Genomic DNA, 20,381 nt, shown 5'->3' with positions numbered 1-20,381 from the left:
CCCAGGTCAATGCGAAGGTGAAGAACCGCCCAACGGCGCGAAAAATCTCACCTGGACACCGCAAACGGATGCTATTTTTAAGCTTCTGCGCCATGACCACAGAGGGTTCTGGCTCCTGCCGCGAGCTAAAGGAAGTGCTCAATGAACAAGGTGGGCAACATGAACAAAGTAACGTTCCCGAATGCCTGTCAACTGATGCGCTGGCATTTTCATCCAACCGGCTTCGAGGGCAGCATGGACGCGCCCGGCAGCATGGTCGCCCGCCTGTTCGACCGCGCAAGCGGCGAGACGCTGATTGCGATTGCCGGCATTCCCTGCGCCTCGGTGATGAACGCTGCCGATGTAGAGCGCATTATCGAAGCGATCGAGGATGAGCTGGCGTCGTTTGTGCCGCCACAGTCTTTACGGGCGTGAACAGGTGGGAGGGGCTTGCCCCTCCCACATTGACCAACTTACTTTCAAATCCGCTGATCATCGAAAAACGCCTTTTTGCCGTCTACCCGCTCGGATGCCCTCGGCACATTCACCGCCGCGCCTTCGGGCTTTTCCACGTACCAGTAGCAATGGCTGACAGCCCGGGTGATGCCGACATACGCCAGGCGCAGCACTTCATCTTTTTGCGCCGTGTCATAGGGCTCGTTGTCGCCTGCCTTGCCCAGGCCTGCCATGCGGTACACCTGGTTCTTGTAAGGCGAACTGGTGACGTGCTGACAATCGCCCAACAGAAAGACTGCATCCGCCTGCAGCCCCTTGGCGCTGTGATACGTCAGCTGTTTCAGCCTGCGCGCGGGTGCCGGCAAGCTCGAATCAGCATTAACTACCGCCTGAATATGCTCCTGAATCAATAGCTTATCGCTGCTTTTTCGATACAGCATTAATACCGAGTCACCCTGCTGATAGTGCGCCTGTAGCTGCTGGCCCAATGCAGCATCGTCGCGGGCCACGACGTGTACGGGCACCAGCGCCTTGGGCGCGCCACTGGCTTTGGCTTTCTTGCCGGGAATCGCCGGCGCGGCGCGCACGATATGCTCGGCGGCATCGATGATGTGCTGATGGCTGCGATAGTTCTCGCCCAGCATCACCCGAGTGGTGCCGGGCGACGGGAACTCGGTGTTGAATTCCATGAAGTACTTGGGCGAACTGCCGCGCCAGCCGTAGATCGACTGCCAGTCATCACCCACGCACAACAACGAAGAACGCTGCGCGCCGCGCCCCACATGCATGGCCGGGCCGCGGCTGCGGATTTCGCGCAGGCTGGCGCGGATCCACGAGACGATCTGCGGCGACACGTCCTGGAATTCATCGATCATCAGGTGCGATAGCGGCCGCAACAGCGCGTCGCTGAGCAACTTGAGGTTTTCCGGCATGTTCTCGCCAAACAGCGAGAACATGCGGTTATAGGTCATGATTGGCGGCGATTGTTCGAGCAGGTGTTCTTCCAGGGCTTTCCAGAAAATGCTCAGTGCCTCAAAGAACAAGCGGTCGGGGTCGTCCCTGGCGAAGGTCATCTGGCCAACGGCAGTGGGCACGTCCAGACCAAGGTTCTCGATAAAGCCCGCCGCGGTGACGAAACAGTCCAGCAATGGCGCCGAAGCCAGCTCGCCCTTGACCTTGTAGTCGAAGCCGGGTCCGGCTGTAGCCTCACCGGCCAGGCTGCTCAAAAGTCGTCTTGATGATTCGTAGCTATCCAGCCAAATCAATGGCTTGCGGCAGAAAGCTTGAAACAGGGTGCGCTTGACCGCCCACTCCGCACGCACCGACAACTTGGCGTTGGGCCGGCTGATCTGCGGGTTTTCCCGCGAATCGAAGCCCAGCACAACCCAGGCGTCCAGCTCAGGCGCATAGCCGTGACAATGGAACGTGGCGCCGTTGATTTCAAACGTCTGACGGCTGGGCTCGATGCCCTTGATCGGCCAGGCACCCGCGCGAAACCACAGGTCCTCGATCAAATCGCACAGTTCTTCATCACGCTTGGCCGCCAACTCCGTCACCGCAATACGTTTCTGCACGTCCGGGTGGTCGCGCTCCAGTTCCTTGAGCTGCAGGCCATGACGGGCCAGCGGCGCGATCAATTCGCGAAACCGCGCGTGGCGACCGTGCAGCCGGTGGTAGCAGGCGTTCATCTGCTGGCGCTGGGCGTCGTTGATGCGCAGGTCGAAGGGGTTGCTGTCAGCGTCCTCGAAGCCGGCACTGAGGTTTTCGAACGCCTGCAGGCGCTCAAACCCCGGCAGGCTGCGCACCATCGGCAGAATGCGCGAGTGAAAGGTGCGCACCACGGCCTGCGCTTCTTTCACGCCAAAGGGTTGGCCCCACAGGGCAAGAATGTCCATCAGCTTGTTGACGAAGTCCTTGCGCGACTCACGGGTAAAGGTCACCACGGTCATCGAGCTGAGTTCAAAGCCCAGGTAATGGGTGAGCAGCAGGATGCGCAACACCAGCGAGGTGGATTTGCCGGCTCCGGCACCGGCAATCACCGAGGTGGACGGCGTATCGCTGAAGATCATCTTCCACTGCGCGGTGCTGGGCTGGGCATGGGCGGGCAGCAGGCGCGCCACATCGGCCTTGATGCGCTTTTTGATCTCGGCGGTGAGCGGCAGGCGCCAATCGTCGAACAGGCTGTCGTCCACTCCGGGCGCGCGGTGCTCGTCCGGGCGGAAATCACGAATCAGCAGCACTTGCCGCCCTTGCTCGATACCCTCGGCCATGCCCTCGCGGTAACCGTACTCCACGCCTGCCTCATGCCCGCTGCGAAACCCGTCGGCTTGTCCATGCAGCCAGGAGAACCGGTGCTGCGCACGCAGCCGCGTGAGGCCATGGCCAAACAGGCGTGCAGCGAGGCGTTTGAACAAGGGCATTTCTGCCAGCGGAAGCAAATCAGGGGGCAAATCGGGCTTTTGCTGCGGCACGCGAACTCCGGCGAGGATGTTGATTCTGGCGAATGGGCCATGGTCGCCGGAATCGCTGTTCAGTGCCAGCCAATTGCTTTGCCGTCATGCAGTTAGGCGACGAAGTGAAAGTCAAAACCCGGTTAATCCATCTAATCGGTTGATAGGAATCAGGCAGTTTTTACGCTTTTTACCGATCAACCGCTCAAGGATGATAGAGCCCATTCAGAGGAGACGATCATGCTTGAACTTCGACCTTTCACTTCCCTGGGCGGCGCTCATCACGGCTGGCTCGACGCCCATCATCACTTTTCGTTTGCCAAATACCACGATCCCAAGCGCATGCACTGGGGCAACCTGCGCGTATGGAACGACGACATCATCGCGCCGGGCACCGGCTTCCCGCAGCATTCGCACCGGGACATGGAAATCATCACCTATGTGCGCGAGGGTGCCATCAGCCATGCCGACAACCTGGGCAACAAGGGCCGCACCGAAGCCGGTGACGTGCAGGTGATGAGCGCAGGCACCGGGATTGCCCATAGCGAATACAACCTGGAAGCCGCACCGACGAAGATTTTCCAGATCTGGATCATTCCCAATGAAGCTGGGCTGCCGCCGTCATGGGGCGCCAAGCCGTTTCCGCAGGATGGTCGCGAGGGCTTCGTGACCCTGGCCAGTGGCAAGCGCGGCGACAGCGAAAGCCTGCGCATTCGCGCCGATGCGCGACTGGTGGCGGCCAATCTGAAAGCCGGGGAAAGTGCCGAGTACCACCTGGACGGTGGACGCCGAGCCTACCTGGTGCCGGCCACGGGGGTCATTGAAGTCAATGGCCTGCGCGCGCAGGCTCGCGACGGTGTGGCGGTGGAGGACGAGCGGGTGCTGCGGGTGACCGCGATTGAAGACAGCGAGATCGTGCTGGTCGACCTGGCCTGATTTACAAATATCGGACAGCCGCATACCCGGTGGCGAGCAGGCTTGTCCTGCGTTGGGCTGCGCAGCAGCCCCAAGACCATGCTCTGCGCAGTGTCAGGCATACCGCGTTTCCCTTGATTGGGGGCGCTTCGCCCCCCAACGCGGGGCAAGCCCGCTCGCCACAATAAGCCCGCTCTACACAGGGGCGATTATTGAGAAATAGCGCCGTCAACCAGCACTTGCGCTTCTTCCACCAGTTGCTTGAGGTGATCTTCGCCGATAAAACTCTCGGCGTAGATCTTGTAGATATCCTCGGTACCCGATGGCCGTGCGGCGAACCAGCCATTTTCGGTCATCACTTTCAAGCCACCGATGGCCTGGTTGTTGCCCGGCGCATGGCTGAGGATCTGCTGGATGCTCTCCCCGGCCAGCTGCGTGGACGTGACCTGCTCCGGCGACAGCTTGCCCAGCAGGGCTTTCTGCGCCGGGGTGGCCTTGGCATCGACGCGAATGGCAAACGGCTCGCCCAGCGCATCGGTGAGGCCACGGTAGATCTGGCTCGGATCCTGACCTTTGCGCGAGGTCATCTCGGCCGCCAGCAAGGCCGGGATCAGACCGTCCTTGTCGGTGCTCCACACTGTGCCGTCCTTGCGCAGGAACGATGCACCGGCGCTTTCTTCGCCGCCAAAGCCCAGCGAGCCGTCGAACAAGCCATCGGCAAACCACTTGAAGCCCACCGGCACTTCGTACAGGCGACGGCCGATGTTTGCCGCCACGCGGTCAATCAAGCCGCTGCTGACCACCGTCTTGCCCACGGCCGCATCGGCGCGCCAGTCGGGACGGTTCTGGAACAGGTAGTCAATCGACACCGCCAGGTAGTTGTTCGGCGCCAGCAATCCGCCGGACGGGGTAACGATACCGTGGCGGTCGTGGTCTGGGTCGCAGGCAAAGGCCACGTCGAAGCGTTCCTTGAGCCCGATCAGGCCTTGCATGGCATAGCTGGAGGACGGGTCCATGCGGATCTGGCCGTCCCAGTCGACGCTCATGAAGCGGAAGGTCGAATCGACTTCGGTGTTCACCACCTCAAGATTCAGGCGGTAATGCTCGGCAATCGCCGACCAGTAACGCACCCCTGCTCCACCCAGCGGGTCGACGCCCAGGCGCAGGTCGGCGCTGCGGATGGCATCCATGTCGATCACATTGATCAGGTCCGCCACGTAGGTGTTGAGGTAGTCATGGCGATGGGTGGTGTCCGCCTTGAGCGCCTGGGCGTGGGTTATGCGCTTGACCCCGGCCAACTGGTTGGCCAGCAGCTCGTTGGCTTTGGCTTCGATCCATTTGGTGACGTGGGTATCGGCCGGCCCGCCATTGGGCGGGTTGTATTTGTAACCGCCGCTTTGCGGCGGGTTATGGGACGGCGTGATGACGATCCCGTCCGCCAAGCCGCTGGTGCGGCCGCGGTTGTAGCAGATGATGGCGTGGGAAATCGCTGGCGTCGGGGTGTATTCGTCACCCTCGGCGAGCATGACGTGCACGCCATTGGCGGCAAGCACTTCCAGCGCGCTGGCGCCGGCCGGGGTCGACAGTGCGTGGGTATCCAGGCCGACAAACAGCGGGCCATTGATGCCCTGGGCTTCACGGTACAGGCAGATCGCCTGGCTGATGGCGAGCACATGCCATTCGTTGAAGCTCAGCTCGAAGGAATTGCCACGGTGCCCGGACGTACCAAACGCCACGCGCTGGGTGGAGATCGCTGCATCAGGCTGGCCGGTGTAATAGGCCGTGACCAGTCGCGGGATATCCACCAGCAACTGAGCCGGCGCCAATTTGCCCGCAAAAGGACTGATTGTCATGCATGAACCTCGAAAAGAAGAAGTCGGAAAAAGGCAGTTTACTGGCACTTGGACTACCGCGCGACGGTATCGATCCTACTTGATGGCGAGAAATTTCATACAGCTAGACGCTCTGCCCCTGGCGCAGTGCCTCGCCCAGCGCAGCCAGGGCGTTGTCCAGATTGGGCAGACCATGGAAGGTATGGCTCAGACGCAGGTGTTGATGATGCAAACCGCTGACACTGAACAGCTCGCCGGGCGCAATAACGACGGCGCGCGCCAGCAGATACTGGAACACCTGGCGCATATCCACCGCTTTGGCCGACTCCAGCCAGAATGTCGCGCCGCCGACCGGCATCCGGTACGTCACCAGACCTCCCAGATGCTGATCGAGCAGTTCACCCATGGCGCTGGCCTGCTCGCGCAATAACGTGCGCAGGCTACGCAGGTGCAGGTCGATGCGACCGCTTTGGTACAACCGCGCAATCGCCCGCTGGCGAATCGCCGATAACCGAAACGAGCGCAGCAGGAACTGGCGCTGCAGGTCGCTGCTCATGTGCCGCGACAGCACATAGCCGTAAGGCGCTTCCGGCCCGAGGATTTTCTCGAACGAGGAAAACACGATCAGCCGCTCGGGGTTGACCAGGTCACGCAGCGGGCCCTGAGTCGGCACAAAGCTCAATTCGCCATACAGGTCGTTTTCCAACAGCCAGCAACCGTAATGGTCCAGCAACTGGGCCAGCTCCAGGCGGTCCTGAGGTTGCACGGCCACCCCTGCCGGCAGGCTCACCGACGATGACATCAACAGCAGTTGCACGGATTCCTCGCGCAGGGCGCGTTCGAGCGCCCCCAGATCAAGGCGACCCGCGTGCACCCAGGGCAGTTCGATCACTCGCACGCCGGCATCCTGCAGCAGACGCAGGATCAACCAGTCACAGGGCGACTCGACCAACACCGTGGCACCGCGCAACCCCAGCACCTCGATGAGGATGTCGAGCACGCCACGCAGGTCAGCACCCACATACACATCGTCCGCGTGCCAGCAGCGCGTGGGTGATGAGGTGTAGCGCGCCGCCAGCGCCGCGCGCAGCTCCCACACGCCGCACGACTGGGAACTGTGCTGCGACTGGCGCGGATACTGGCGCACCAGCTCGCGCTCCAGGCGCAGCAAGGTATCGTCCAGATTGGCCAGTAGCGCCGGTTCATCACCGCTGAGCACCGCCATGGCCGGGCGTCGCGCCGCCACGTACAGACGTTCGAGCAAGTCCCCACTGGCACATGTCGCAGCGCTGTCGGCAAGGGGCCAGGCGTAATACCCCGACTTGGCCACCGAGTACACCCGGCCCTCTTTCTCCAGCAGCGAATAGGCATACTGGATGGTGGAGATCGAGACATTCAGGCGCTGGGACAGCTCGCGCAGCGACGGCAGCTTCACTCGCGTATCGGTACTCACCTCGTTGATCAGATTGATCATGTAGCGATACACCGCCTGGTAGGCGAAGTCCGCTTGTCGCGCGCCACGCAACGTCATCGAACGGACAGCTGCCGAGCCATGTGATGAGAGGTCAGGTCGCGCTCAAGGGCGTGCTTGCGCGCACTGCTGGCCGGCAGCAGGGTCATTGGCCGCTGACGATACAGATGCTGAAGCAAGGGCAGCGGCAAACCGCTGGCAACCGTCACCCACTGTTGCAGCATCTCGGCGGCCGGCTTGCCCTGCAGCACCTTGTGCAGTTCGGGCAATGCCACGAGCATGCCGGGATGGCACTGGCGCAGGTAGCTTTCCAGCCGTTCACCATGATGGATGAAGGGCGAAAACATCAGGCAGATCATCTGACTTTCATCCAGCCCGAAAAACTGCCGGGCACAGGCGGTGGCCGCGGCGCGCCCTTCACTGCTGCCGGCCTGGGCCAGCAGTTCCTGCGGAATCTGCACATGATCGAGTTGCTCCTGCGCCAGCAACAGAAACTCTTCAACACCTTCCCCATACGGTAATTCGCGCAGGCATTCAGCTTTCAGGCCGCGCAGATGGGCCATCAACAAGGGATTGGCAAACGCCGGGTGGCTGAAATGAAACCCCAAGGGGTCTGGGGTATACGCCATGAACTCGGTCAGCAACGGTGCGCTGGCCGGGTCTATGCCTTCGAGCAGGTCGGCGAAACCGATATACGCCAGGGGACGGTAACCGCCGGCGCTGATGTCGGCCCTGACCTGATAATGCTCGCCATACAGGTCGCGATAGAAATCCTCGCTCCATTGGTCCATGCGCGCGAACAGACGGTCCAGAGACAGGGCTCTGTCGGTGCGGCCCTTGTCCGAACCCGCCTGAGCGGCTTTTTTCAGCCAGGCCAGCAGTTGGCTCTGCTTGCGCGCAGAGTCGCCACTGACCAGTACGTGCACGCCGCCGTCCCACGCGGTGACACGCTGATAGAAATCCCCCAGGGCCAGATAGGTGTCGTTGCACAAGGTTGCGCAGATATCGCCGCAGCTCAGGTGACCGACCATCAACCGGTTGCGTTGTGCCGCTTCACAGCCCTGGGTCGATACCGGGCGCTGATGATTGAATGGCAGTACCTCATGGTTTTCCACCATCAGCAATTCCACGCGGTCATCGTCATGGAAAAACAGGCGGCTGTAACCATTGTGGATGGTATCGAGTGTGCGCTGGGTCATGCCGGCATGGCGCAGCGTTGCCACCCGCAGTTGGAACGTCATCGGTGATCGCCCGGCGATACTCAATTGCGCAGCACGCAGCATCGCCAACGTGTAGCTGCTGACCTCACCGCCGCCGTGGGCGACCAGCACCTTGTAGTCGCCGATATGCTCCATGCCGCCTGCCGCCACGACAATACGCTGGATCAACAACTGCAGCGCCGTACGTTCCGCACGACTGAAGTACCCGATCAATCGTTGCTGAACTTGCTGGTAAACATACGTCATAGCCTGTTCGTGAATAGCGCTCATAGCTCTACTACCTGAGTTGAAATATAAGTTTCAAACAACTATCAAACCGAGTTGCTTGATCTATTGAATTGCCAGGAAAGTCGTTTGCGGTGTGGTGCCGACGGTGACCCAACACTAGCACCTTGTAAAAAATCGACATTGACTGCGCGAAACGTACGCCCAAGCCTCCATGGCCTCGAACGCCCGCATGCCCGCGGCTCACGCCGGTGCTGATGACTCTCCTAGGAATATTCAGACAATCTCCTACATTCCTTTAACCCCGAATTAAAAGATCGATCCGACAAATTAAATTTGCCAGACACTGCTCCATGAATGTCAGTTGATTGAGCGTCGGCAGGGAAGCGTGCAAGACCTGAGTCCACCGCAAATGCCGCACTATTAAAAACCGCAGTAAGTACCCGCCGGCGTGTCAGTGCATCAATCATTACTCGGTCCTTGAGTTGAAGTAAGAACACAATTATCAAGGCTTGAATAATGATTAACAGATACAGAAGCCGGCCGAAAACCAGTTCAGTTCAGGATCAGACGTCAAGTGGATCACCCACACACGACAACGCCGCGCTGAAATTCAGGGCGGCGTCCGGGGCAAAGGTATCGTTTACGGGACTGAGGGACGGTTGCGCGCATTGGAAAGCGCGCGGGTTAAGCCCTGTCAAATGGCGCTTTTGTCCCATACGCCGAGGGCTCGGAACAGTCGTTTACGAATGTTCCTACACACGAAACAGCTTAAACTTGCAGCGCCACCCGCTCACGGCACGGGCATTCATCCATATAACGGTGCGCTTCAACGAACTGGTCAAAGGCAAACACCGTGGTTTTCAGCGGTACCAGCACACGGTCGGCGGTCAACTGGTTGATATCACGCAATGCACGCTGCATGGCAACCTGGTCCTGGATAATGCCCAACTCCGGTTTGCCGGTGAAATTGCCAATGCAGTGCACAAAGAACTGAATGTTCTTCTGGAACGCCGCACAAGCCGGAAACGGCGTCTGATTGCCGCCCTGCAGACCATAGAGCACCAGGCTGCCGCGCGGTGCCAGCACATCGCCAAGCAACGACATCTGTGGGCCGCCGAGGCCATCGAATACCACGTCGACGCCGCGATTGTCGGTGAACTTGTTGATTTGCATCAGCAGGTCCTGCTCCTCGGTGACAATGACCTTTTCCGCCCCGAGGGACATCAGGTAATCACGCTCGGCGCTGTCTTTGGTCGCCGCAATCACCCGCACCCCCAAGGCCTTGCCCAGTTGCACGAAGGACGGGCCGGCGCAATGGCTGGCGTCGGTGACCAGCGCAAACTGGCCGGGTTTGACCCGCGCCAGATCCATGTAGGCGAAGTAGGCGATCAGCAGCGGCGTGTAGTGCACACTGGCTTCAATCGGGCTCAGCACATCCGGGTAACGGGTCAGTGCCGAGCGGGGCAGGATGATCTGCTCGCCATACACGGGGTAATCATTAGGGCTCTCGGCCGGAAAGCTGGCCACTTTGTCGCCCACCGCCAAGTCATCCACGCCATCGCCAAGGGCGACCACCACGCCGGCCATTTCATGGCCCAGACCGGACGGCAGGCGTGCATGGGAAGACGCCAGGTTCTGGCGCCACAGAATGTCATACCAACTGACGCCAATGGCCTCGACACGCACCTGCACTTCGCCCGGTGCGGGCTGCGCGGCTGCATGCTCTTCGCATTTGAGCACCTCGGCCGGACCAAACTTGTGAAAACGGATCGTGCGGGACATCGCAAACCTCGTCAAAGTAACCTCTAATGCCATGAACTTTATCTGGGCTTTGGGGGTAAGGCCACCGGTCGCCATTAATAGTCGACATGCCTGTCATTGATTCCGCGACTAAGCTACAGACCTCAGCTTTCGTAGGAAAACTCAATAATCTTGTGCAGAGTATCAGTCTTTCCCCGTAAGATTCATGCCGGTCATTGTTTACACAGGGCCGCTCTCGTCAAGTTTGCAGACTCTTCCAGGACACAAGATGAACCGTAACGACCTGCGTCGTGTCGACCTTAACCTCTTGATCGTATTCGAAACCTTGATGCATGAGCGCAGCGTGACCCGCGCTGCCGAGAAACTGTTCCTCGGCCAGCCCGCCATCAGCGCCGCGCTCTCGCGCCTGCGCGGCCTGTTCGACGACCCGCTGTTCGTGCGCACCGGCCGCAGCATGGAGCCCTCGGCCCGCGCGGTCGAGATCTTCGCCCTGCTCTCCCCGGCCCTGGACTCGATCTCCACCGCCGTCAGCCGCGCCGCCGAATTCGACCCGGCCACCAGCACTGCCGTGTTCCGTATCGGCCTGTCCGACGACGTCGAATTCGCCCTGCTCCCCCAACTGCTCAAACGCCTGCGCGCCGAAGCCCCCGGCATCGTGCTGGTGGTGCGCCGCGTCAATTACATCCTGATGCCAGGCCTGCTGGCCTCCGGCGAAATTTCCATCGGCGTCAGCTACACCGCCGACCTGCCCGCCAACGCCAAGCGCAAGGTTTTGCGGCGCAGCCTGCCCAAATTGCTGCGCGCCGACAGCGTGCCTGGCTCCCTGAGCCTGGACGACTTCTGCAGCCGCCCGCACGCCCTGGTGTCGTTTGCCGGCGACCTGAGCGGGTTTATCGATGAAGAACTGGAAAAGCTCGATCGCAAGCGCCATGTGGTGCTGGCCGTGCCGCAGTTCAACGGCCTGGGCACCTTGCTGGCGGGCACCGACATACTCGCGACCGTGCCCGACTACGCGGCCGAGGCACTGACCTCGGCCGGCGGCCTGCGCGCCGAGGACCCACCGCTGCCGGTGCGCAGTTTCGAACTGCACATGGCATGGCGCGGATCCCAGGACAATGATCCGGGAGAGCGGTGGTTGAGGTCGCGGATTCAGATGTTTTTTGGGGACCCCGATAGCTTGTAACCAAGCGCCACCAGGTCGCACGAACCTGTTTATAACAAACGGGTTATGGGCACTTTAAGTCCACCGCCACCTATCCAGATCCAATGGAGTTTACGGCTCTTACGCATGAAGCCATTTAATCGCCGACGCTTCCTCACTATGACGTTGCAGGCCATGGCCCTCGCGCCGCTTTTGCGTGTTCGCCCCGCGCTTGCCGACGACACCTTTCGACCCTTGCGCGCAGTCGCTGCGCAACAACGGCTCTCGTTCGGCTTCGCGGTAGATCCCGTCCTGCTCGATACCAACCCGTCGTATCGGGACGTCGTGGCCCGGCAAGCAGGCATCGTGGTGCCGGAAAACGCGTTGAAATGGGCCAAGGTTCACCCCGCGCCGGACCGCTACACCTTCGCACCCGTGGACCTTATCCTCGCATTTGCGCAGGCGAACCATCAGCACATGCGCGGCCACACACTGTGCTGGCACCGCGCCCTGCCCGACTGGGTCACCCGCACGGTCACACCCGCTAATGCAAAGGAGGTACTGACGCAACACATTGCCGAGGTGGTAGGCCGCTACCGGGGCAAGATTGTCTCTTGGGATGTCGTCAACGAGGCCATTCAAGTTGACGACGGGCAGGCAGGCGGGCTGCGCGACGCCTTCTGGTACCGGATGCTCGGTCCCGGCTATATCGACCTGGCCTACGAGGCCGCGCACCGTGCCGATCCGGACGCCGCACTCTGCTACAACGAATACGGACTGGAAAGCGACTCACCCGCTGGCACGCGCAAGCGCGCCGCCGTGCTTGCCCTCCTGCGGACCCTGAAGCAGCGCGGCGTGCCGGTGGATGCGCTGGGCATTCAGTCCCATCTGCGCGCTGCGGACCCGCATGGCTTCGGCCCCGGGCTCGCCGCGTTCCTGCGGCAGGTACATGACCTGGGCCTCAGTGTCTACATTACCGAACTCGACGTCGACGACAGCCACATGACGGGTGACGCGAATCAACGCGACGCCATCGTGGCCGATACCTACAAGCGATACCTGGACCTCGTGCTCGGCACGGGCACGGTATCCGCCGTTTTGACCTGGGGTGTATGGGATACCGCGCACCGCACCGGTGCTACCCCTTCGATGGGACCACTGGCGCAGCGACCGCTGGTGTTCGGACCGCAGGGCGTAATCAAACCCGCCAGTTGGGCCGTCGAGCATAGCCTGGCATGGAATCGCTATCCATGACTCATCAGTAAGGCGAAGCAACGCCTGCGAAAGATGCCGACAATTCACCGAGACCGAAATCGTTTGCCAATCTGCGCGTGGCCCGTGCCAGCAGGGTCAGATCCAGCCCCACGGCGACGAAGCTGGCGCCCAGTTCGAGATAGCGCCGGGCAAGCGTGGCATCGCCTGTCAGCGTGCCGGCGGCTTTGCCACTGGCAACGATGGTGCGTATGGCGTTCTCTATCGCTTGCTGCACGTCAGGGTGCTCGGGATGCCCGCGATGGCCCAGGGATGCGGCCAGATCTGCCGGCCCGATGAAGATGCCATGCACGCCGTCGACGGCGCAGATGGCTTCAAGGTTCTCGAGCGCAACCCTGGATTCAGCCTGTACCAACAGGCATACATCGTCATTGGCTGTCTCCAGGTAGTCAGTGTGCCCTCCCCAACGCGAAGCACGCGCCGCCGCAGCACCCACGCCTCGTGTTCCCTGCGGCGGGTATCGGGTCGCGGCCGCCAGCGCAATGGCCTGCTCGGCGGTATCGACCATGGGCACCAGCAACGTTTGCACGCCAATGTCGAGCAGTTGTTTGATCATTGCCGGATTGCCATCCACCGTGCGGGCCACGGGATGGGCCGGATAAGGTGCAACAGCCTGCAATTGTGCCAGTGTGCTGCGCACGTCGTTTGGTGCGTGTTCACCGTCGATAAGCACCCACTGGAAGCCTGCCGTGGCGCAAATTTCGGCGCTGTAGGCATTGGCCAGTGAGAGCCAGAGGCCGATGACCTTATCGCCTCGCGAAAGCGCAGTCTTGAACGGATTTGCCATGATTGCCTGTACTCCTCTGTTGTCGTTGTCGGAACTAGTTCAGGCCGCCCTGACACAGGTATTTGATGTGCATGTAGTCCTCCAGGCCGTAGCGTGAACCTTCGCGGCCATACCCCGACTCTTTGACACCCCCAAACGGCGCGGCCTCTGCGGCGAGCGCACCTTCGTTGATGCCCACGATGCCCGACTCCAGCGCCTCGGCCACACGCCACACGCGTTTGACGTCCTGGGTGTAAAAGTAGGCCGCCAACCCGAATGGCGTGTCGTTGGCCAGTTCGATCACTTGCGCTTCAGTCGTGAAGCGGAAAATGGGGGCCACGGGGCCGAATGTCTCTTCATTGCAGAGCTCCATGTGCGAGGCAGCATTGATCAACACGGTCGGCGCGTAGTAGTTCGGACCGTCTGCGACGGCGTCTCGGATACGGCAACCGCCGGTGGCGATCTCTGCGCCTTTTGCAACCGCGTCATCCACATGGCGGGCAATCTTGTCGATGGCGCGCGCGTTGATCATCGGACCCACCTGGGAATCGCCGTGGGAAGCCGGCCCAACCTTCAGCGCGCTGACGCTTGCCACCAGCTTTTCAACGAATTGATCGTGAACGGCGCTCTGCACGTAGATTCGATTGGGGCACACGCAGGTCTGACCGCCATTACGAAATTTGGAGAGCATGAGGCCGTCCACCGCAGCGTCGAGGTCCGCATCGTCAAACACAATGAAGGGGGCATTGCCGCCCAGTTCAAGCGAGCATTTTTTCAAGGTGTCTGCTGACTTTCGGGCCAGGTGTTTGCCCACTGGCGTCGACCCGGTAAAGGTGATCTTGCGCACCCGTGAATCAGCCAGCCAGGCGTCTACCACTTCGGGTGTACGCTCGCGCGAAGCGGTAACGATATTGAGTGTGCCCGCCGGAAAACCGGCTTCCTCGGCCAAGCGCACAAGCGCAAGGGAGGTCAGTGGCGTGTCTTCGGCGGGCTTGCAGACGACGGTGCAACCGGCCGCCAGGGCTGGCGCGATTTTGCGGGCAATCATCGCCGCCGGAAAATTCCAGGGTGTAATCGCTGCAACCACACCAACCGGCTCCTTGATTGCCGTCATGCGGCGACCCGAAACCGGCGCCGGGATCACATCGCCATAGGCGCGCGTCGCTTCCTCGGCAAACCACTCAACGTAGCTGGCGGCGTAAGCCACTTCGCCCCTCCCCTCTGCCAGCGGCTTGCCCTGCTCCAGCGATATGAGCCTGCCCAGGTCCTCCTGGTGCTCCAGAATCAGATCATTCCAGCGCTTGATCAATTGCGCGCGTTGCTTGGCAGGCGTACTTCGCCAGGCGGCAAAAGCCGAATGAGCGGCATCGACGGCGTCACGGGCGTCAATCGCATTGCTGTCGGGCACTTGCGCAAGGTGGCTGTCGTCGGCCGGGTTGGTGACCGTCAGCAGCGTCTGCGAATCGCTGCTGCGCCAACGGCCGCCAATGAAATTCTGCGTTCGAATCAGGTCGGTGCGGGTCAGTTTCAAGCTCATGCCGAGGTTCCTTAAAATGTGTGAAAACGGGTTGGATCAACTGACGATACCCAGGTGCCAGGGCACGAACTCGTGATCCCCAAGCCCCAACAATTCGCTCTTGGTCGAGGCACCTGAAGCCGCCTGCAGAATGTGCTCGAAGATGCGTTCGCCCATCTGCTCAACCGACAACTCACCGTCAAGAATGAGGCCGCAATTAATGTCCATGTCTTCTTCAAGACGGGTGAACATCGCGGTATTGCTGGCGAGTTTGAGGGTGGGCGCAGGCTTGCTGCCGAACATCGAGCCCCTTCCCGTGGTGAAGCAAATGAGGTTTGCACCGCTGGCGATTTGACCGGTGGCCGCGACAGGGTCGTAGCCCGGTGAATCCATGAACACGAACCCGGCCTTGTCAATCGGCTCGGCGTACTCGTACACCGCCTGCAACGGTGTCGTGCCGCCTTTCATGGCGGACCCCAGGGATTTTTCGAAGATGTTGGCCAGACCGCCGGCCTGATTACCGGGGCCTACGACGCCATTGAACTGGCCATTCTGACCTCGCGTGTAGTCTTCCCACCAAGCCAGGCGGTCCAGTAACTTCTGGCCCACCTCGGCACTGATCGCACGTCGCGTCAGCATAAACTCCACGCCATGGATCTCGGGTGTCTCGGACAGAATGGCCGTACCGCCATGACGCACCAGAATATCCATCGCAGCGCCCAATGCCGGGTTGGCGGTGATGCCTGAGAAGCCATCGGAACCGCCGCATTCCAGTCCGATTTTCAGGTGCGCCGCACTGACCGGGACTCGCTTGACAGCATTGGCTTCGGGCAGCATCGCTTCGATCGCAGCAATGCCTTGAGCAATGGTTGCACGCGTGCCGCCGGTATCCTGCATCACGAATGTGCGCAGATTACTATCAGGCACCAGTTGCTGAGCATCGACCAGGCTGGACACCTGGTTTCGCTCGCAACCCAGGCCGACGATCAGTACAGCAGCCAGATTGGGATGGCGCGCGTACCCGGCGATGGTGCGCTGCAGCACGTCGAAATGATGACTGGGAGACGACATGCCGCACCCGCTTGTCTGAGCGAACGCGACGACGCCATCGACATTCGGGTAAGCGGCGAGCCGTTCGGCCGTGAAGTGTTCGGCAATCTTTTTGATCACGGTCGACGAGCAGTTCACCGACGACAGCAGCCCGATGAAGTTGCGCGTGGCGACACGCCCGTCGGCTCGCACGATGCCCATGAAGGTCGCACGCTTATCGAGTGCCACGTACTCCACCGGGCGCACATTCTCACAGAAACCCGGGTCCCGGTCGAAATCGATGAGTGCGATGTTGTGGGAGTGAACGTGCTCGCCCTTGAGGATATTGCGCGAAGCGACACCGATGACCGTGTCGTACTTGCGCACAGGCTCACCGGCCACGATGTCCTGCGCTGCAACCTTGTGCCCGGCCGGCACTTGCGCACGGATGCGTACACCCAGCTCGGGCAGCTCGTCGCCAAGGCCGATCAATTGGCGGGCGACAAGGACGTTGTCACTGGCATGCAGACGTATCAGTCGGTGAGTGGCATGGGTCGTGTTAGTCGTCATAAAACAATCCTTGGCATCCAGATTACGGCGTCGGAGTTGCAACGCCGGTGTCATCCCGGCGTTGGCGCTTAGCGGCTATAGGGTTCATTCAACACCTGAGAGGGCGCGACGGCGTGGCGTGGCTCGGGCTCGGTTGGCGTGGACGCAACGATGGGCTCGACCTTCTTCAGCAGCAGGGCGTAGTTCAGGATGCCCAGCATTCCGAGCACCGCCGAGAAGACCAGCGCCATTTTGAATGATCCGGTCGAGGCCACGATGAAGCCGGTAATCACCGGCCCCAGTACGCCGCCGAAGTTCGCCACCATGTTCTGCAAGCCGGCGACGGTGGACGTCATGTTCTTCGGCGCGACGTCTCCCGGCAGCGCCCAGACCTGCGAGGCCGCGACGGTGGTGCCGGCCTTGGCGATGCACAGCAGCAGGACCGTGAGCCCGACCGACGTGGTCAACGGCGCCAGACCGATACACAACGCCATCGAAAGCCCCACGATGAGAAACAGTTTGCGTGTCGCGGTCAGCGACAGGCGCCCACTGTGGACCACCCTGTCGGAAAGCCACCCGGCAGCGATCTCGGCGAAGAGGCCGCAGATCAGCGGAAGCGAAGCGACCATGCCCATCTTGAGCAGGCCCATCCCCTGCTCCTTCACAAGGTAGGTGGGCAGCCAGGTGATGAAGAAGTACGAGATGTAATTGATGGTGAAGAAGCCCAGGCACATCGCCCAGATATTGCGGTGCTTGAGCAGTTCGTACCATTTCATCGCAAGCGTGGTATCGACACCGTGCTGCTGGGCCTGACCGCCCCGGATGTATTCCACCTCGGCGGCGTTTGCGCTTCTGTGCGTCTCCGGTGTGTCCGAGAAATACCACCACCAGATCAGGCTCCAGACCAGACCGGTCAGGCCCACGATCACAAACGTCATGCGCCAGTCGAACGTCATCATCAAGGTCACAATCAGCGGCATCGCCACGGCACCGCCGAATTTCGAAGCACTGTCAAAAAGCCCGGAAATAGTTGCCCGTTCCTTGTCGGGAAACCATTTTGACGCGATTCCGGCGTTGGCCGGATAAGCGCCGGCTTCACCGACGCCCAGTACCACGCGCAGGCCAACCAGGGAGGCAAAACCTGTCGCAAGTCCTGTCGCCGCCGTTGCAAGCGACCATGAGCCGACGGCTATCCCAAGCCCCATTTTCTGCCCGAATTTGTCTGCCACCCAGCCGGCAGGGATTTGTAGCAGCGCGTAAGACCAGAAAAACGCGGACAAGACGATACCCATCATCTCAGGGGTCAGGCTGAACTCTTTAATGAGTTCGGGTGCTGCGACGGAAAGAACCGTGCGATCGATATAGTTGATAGCGATGGCAAACCACATCAGACCTGCCACGACCCAACGAGCGTTGGATTTCCTGCCTGGACTCACTGCGGTGTCATGTAACGGTTTTGTCGTCATTGGAGTGCGCATTGCTTGTCTCCGGTTATTGTTTTTGTTCTTGGATACTGACCCGCGCCTACATTGCTGAACAATGAATAAGCGGACATACTTCATAACCTTTTTGACATCTAAGCTTTTTCTGCTGGGGATAGAACAGGTGAGCGACATCGATAGAGTTTTGCGCTCCAATCTCAAACTCAAGCATTTGCAGCTCGTCGTAGCGCTGGATGAATTCCGTCATCTGGGGCGGTCGGCGGAATTCTTGTCGCTTACCCAGCCGGCAGTCAGCAAGTCGCTGGCGGAAATCGAAAAGATGTTCGGGCTCGAGTTATTCATCCGCTCAACCCGAGGGACCCGGCCGACCGCCTATGGCGAGCAGGTTGTGCGCTTTGCGCGTTCGGTGCTGGTGGATTTTGACCGTACCTGCGAAGACATCGCCTCAGTCGCCAGCGGCGGCGCTGGCCGTATCCGTGTCGGCGCAATGGTCGTCGCCACACCTGGATTGCTGGCAGGTGCCGTCGACCGCCTCAAGCTCAGCTCGCCACACACGACGGTGTCGATCGAGGAAGGTGATCTCACGCGCCTGTTGCCGAGGCTGCGCACAGGCGAGCTGGATCTGATCGTGGGTCGGCTGGAGCCGGGTTACAGCTCTCCGGACCTTGAGACGCAGGCGTTATACACCGACACCATGCGCGTCGTCGTCGCCGCGGATCATCCGCTGGCCACGGTGGCCTGCCCCACCTGGGAGCATCTGGCGACGCTGCCCTGGGTCGTTCCCCCGGCGTGGGCATCCTCGCGGATCAAGCTGAGTCAGATGTTCTACAAGCACACCCTGCAACCACCCGCCGACATCATCGAAACGTCGTCCTTTTTGGTGATGATGACGTTTATGCGCAAACGAAGCTGCGTCTGTTTCGTCGCCACTAAAGTCGCGCATTACCTCGAGTCCGTAGGCCTGGGTTACACCTTGGCGCTGGAGGTGCCGATCGAATTACCGCCGGTGGGTATCATTTTGCTGCGTAACGGGCCGAGACCCCCCGCTGCAAGCACCCTCATCAAGGCGCTACACGAAGAGACGCTGGACATTGGAGGGCAGACCGCGCCCGAGTAAATGCTCAGGCGACGGTTGCAGTGACCAGGTGAGAATCCGGATTACACGCTGTCCCCGGCTTCAGACCGCAGCAGCGATGGCCTTGCCCAGCGATTCGGTGTTGCCGGTGCCACCGATGTCGGCGGTCAAGGGCGCATGCTCCGGGCCCATCGCAAGCACGGTTTCGATCGCTGTCAGCACGGCGGCGCCGGCTTCGGGATGGCCCAGGTGTTCGAGCATCATCGCGCCGCACCAGATCTGCCCGATCGGATTGGCGATGCCTTTGCCGGCGATGTCGGGCGCCGAACCATGCACTGGCTCGAACAGGCTCGGGAAGTTGCGCTCCGGGTTGATGTTGGCCGAGGGGGCGATGCCGATGGTGCCGGTGCAGGCAGGGCCCAGGTCGGAAAGGATGTCGCCGAACAGGTTGCTGGCCACCACCACGTCGAACCAGTCCGGGTGCAGGACGAAGTTCGCCGTAAGAATATCGATGTGGTACTTGTCGACGTTAACGTCCGGATATTTCTTGCCCATTTCCACAACGCGCTCATCCCAGTAAGGCATGGTGATCGCGATGCCGTTGGATTTGGTGGCCGAGGTCAGGTGCTTCTTCGGACGGCTTTGTGCCAGGTCGTAGGCGAACTTGAGGATACGGTCGACGCCGACGCGAGTCATCACGGTTTCCTGCAGTACGATTTCGCGATCGGTTCCAGGGAACATCTTGCCGCCGACACTGGAGTACTCGCCTTCGGTGTTCTCGCGCACCACCCAGAAATCGATGTCGCCGGGCTTGCGGTTCGCCAGTGGCGCCTTCACACCGGGCATGAGTCGGCAGGGCCGCAGGTTGACGTACTGGTCGAATTCACGGCGGAACTGCAGCAGCGAATCCCACAGGGAAATATGGTCAGGCACCACGTCCGGCCAGCCCACGGCACCGAAGTAGATAGCATCGTAGCCCTTGAGGGTGTCGAACCAATCGTCCGGCATCATCTTGCCGTGCGCCAGGTAATAATCGGCACTGGCGAAGTCGAACCAGTCCCATTGCAGCTCCAGGTTGAACCGGGCCGCTACAGCGTCGAGCACACGCACGCCTTCGGGCATCACTTCCTTGCCAATACCGTCGCCGGGGATCACTGCAATTTTGTACTGGGTTTTGCTCATGGATTCGACTCCAGGGTTGATGGGGGCAGGGTTCTCAGTGTATGCAGTGTGCTGGAATTAATAATTAGCCTTGATGGAAAGCCATTCTTAGTTTTCA

15 protein-coding genes are annotated in these 20,381 nt (G+C 60.8%); 5 read left to right on the top strand and 10 right to left on the bottom strand.

What is annotated here, in order from left to right; all coding sequences use genetic code 11:
* Positions 1 to 141: 141 nt before the first annotated feature.
* Complete coding sequence (locus H045_RS08005; RefSeq protein WP_003230123.1) at positions 142 to 414, top strand: DUF1652 domain-containing protein; 273 nt, start codon at positions 142 to 144, stop codon at positions 412 to 414.
* Between the two features lie 44 nt (positions 415 to 458).
* Here H045_RS08005 and H045_RS08000 read toward each other — a convergent pair whose 3' ends face one another.
* Positions 459 to 2,906: a UvrD-helicase domain-containing protein gene (locus H045_RS08000; protein WP_015371983.1), complete on the bottom strand. Its 2,448-nt coding sequence runs from the start codon at positions 2,904 to 2,906 to the stop codon at positions 459 to 461.
* A 219-nt stretch (positions 2,907 to 3,125) separates the two neighbouring features.
* On the opposite strand from H045_RS08000, the gene H045_RS07995 reads away from it, so the two are divergent.
* Positions 3,126 to 3,821, top strand: coding sequence for a pirin family protein (locus H045_RS07995; RefSeq protein WP_015371982.1), 696 nt, complete (start codon positions 3,126 to 3,128; stop codon positions 3,819 to 3,821).
* A 188-nt stretch (positions 3,822 to 4,009) separates the two neighbouring features.
* Here the strand turns inward: H045_RS07995 and pgm are convergent, their stop codons facing one another.
* From pgm to H045_RS07975, 4 genes are all read right to left on the bottom strand, one after another.
* On the bottom strand, positions 4,010 to 5,653 hold the full coding sequence (gene pgm, locus H045_RS07990) for a phosphoglucomutase (alpha-D-glucose-1,6-bisphosphate-dependent) (RefSeq protein ID WP_003230116.1): 1,644 nt from the start codon (positions 5,651 to 5,653) through the stop codon (positions 4,010 to 4,012).
* Between the two features lie 103 nt (positions 5,654 to 5,756).
* Positions 5,757 to 7,163 carry an aminotransferase-like domain-containing protein gene (locus H045_RS07985; protein ID WP_003230115.1) on the bottom strand — a complete coding sequence of 469 codons (1,407 nt, stop codon included), beginning with the start codon at positions 7,161 to 7,163 and terminating at the stop codon, positions 5,757 to 5,759.
* Positions 7,160 to 8,593 (bottom strand): hypothetical protein, encoded by a 1,434-nt coding sequence (locus H045_RS07980; RefSeq protein WP_015371981.1) that lies wholly within the window; start codon positions 8,591 to 8,593, stop codon positions 7,160 to 7,162. Before H045_RS07980 ends, H045_RS07985 begins: the two co-directional genes overlap by 4 nt.
* A gap of 726 nt (positions 8,594 to 9,319) precedes the next feature.
* Positions 9,320 to 10,333 (bottom strand): zinc-dependent alcohol dehydrogenase family protein, encoded by a 1,014-nt coding sequence (locus H045_RS07975; protein ID WP_003230112.1) that lies wholly within the window; start codon positions 10,331 to 10,333, stop codon positions 9,320 to 9,322.
* A 247-nt stretch (positions 10,334 to 10,580) separates the two neighbouring features.
* Between H045_RS07975 and H045_RS07970 the strand changes: the two genes are divergently transcribed.
* Both H045_RS07970 and H045_RS07965 read left to right on the top strand, forming a co-directional pair.
* Complete coding sequence (locus H045_RS07970; protein WP_015371980.1) at positions 10,581 to 11,495, top strand: LysR family transcriptional regulator; 915 nt, start codon at positions 10,581 to 10,583, stop codon at positions 11,493 to 11,495.
* Positions 11,496 to 11,600: 105 nt separating this feature from the next.
* On the top strand, positions 11,601 to 12,707 hold the full coding sequence (locus H045_RS07965; protein ID WP_015371979.1) for an endo-1,4-beta-xylanase: 1,107 nt from the start codon (positions 11,601 to 11,603) through the stop codon (positions 12,705 to 12,707).
* 4 nt (positions 12,708 to 12,711) lie between these two features.
* Here the strand turns inward: H045_RS07965 and hpaI are convergent, their stop codons facing one another.
* The 4 genes from hpaI to H045_RS07945 form a co-directional block, all read right to left on the bottom strand.
* Positions 12,712 to 13,512, bottom strand: coding sequence for a 4-hydroxy-2-oxoheptanedioate aldolase (gene hpaI, locus H045_RS07960; protein WP_015371978.1), 801 nt, complete (start codon positions 13,510 to 13,512; stop codon positions 12,712 to 12,714).
* 34 nt (positions 13,513 to 13,546) lie between these two features.
* A complete protein-coding gene (locus H045_RS07955; protein ID WP_003236517.1) occupies positions 13,547 to 15,028 on the bottom strand; it encodes an NAD-dependent succinate-semialdehyde dehydrogenase in 1,482 nt (493 codons plus the stop codon).
* Positions 15,029 to 15,064: 36 nt separating this feature from the next.
* Positions 15,065 to 16,606: a UxaA family hydrolase gene (locus tag H045_RS07950; protein WP_015371977.1), complete on the bottom strand. Its 1,542-nt coding sequence runs from the start codon at positions 16,604 to 16,606 to the stop codon at positions 15,065 to 15,067.
* Positions 16,607 to 16,674: 68 nt separating this feature from the next.
* A complete protein-coding gene (locus H045_RS07945; RefSeq protein WP_015371976.1) occupies positions 16,675 to 17,973 on the bottom strand; it encodes an MFS transporter in 1,299 nt (432 codons plus the stop codon).
* Positions 17,974 to 18,190: 217 nt separating this feature from the next.
* On the opposite strand from H045_RS07945, the gene H045_RS07940 reads away from it, so the two are divergent.
* On the top strand, positions 18,191 to 19,144 hold the full coding sequence (locus H045_RS07940; RefSeq protein WP_032871186.1) for a LysR substrate-binding domain-containing protein: 954 nt from the start codon (positions 18,191 to 18,193) through the stop codon (positions 19,142 to 19,144).
* A 60-nt stretch (positions 19,145 to 19,204) separates the two neighbouring features.
* On the opposite strand, the gene H045_RS07935 is transcribed toward H045_RS07940, so the two are convergent.
* Entirely contained in the window at positions 19,205 to 20,284 is a 1,080-nt protein-coding gene (locus H045_RS07935) for a tartrate dehydrogenase (protein ID WP_003236525.1), read from the bottom strand.
* Positions 20,285 to 20,381: the final 97 nt, after the last annotated feature.

The sequence above is a fragment of the Pseudomonas poae RE*1-1-14 genome (assembly GCF_000336465.1).
Taxonomy (GTDB): domain Bacteria; phylum Pseudomonadota; class Gammaproteobacteria; order Pseudomonadales; family Pseudomonadaceae; genus Aquipseudomonas; species Aquipseudomonas poae.
The sequence above is the reverse complement of the archived record's forward strand: the minus strand, read 5'-3'. Positions and strand labels throughout refer to the sequence as shown.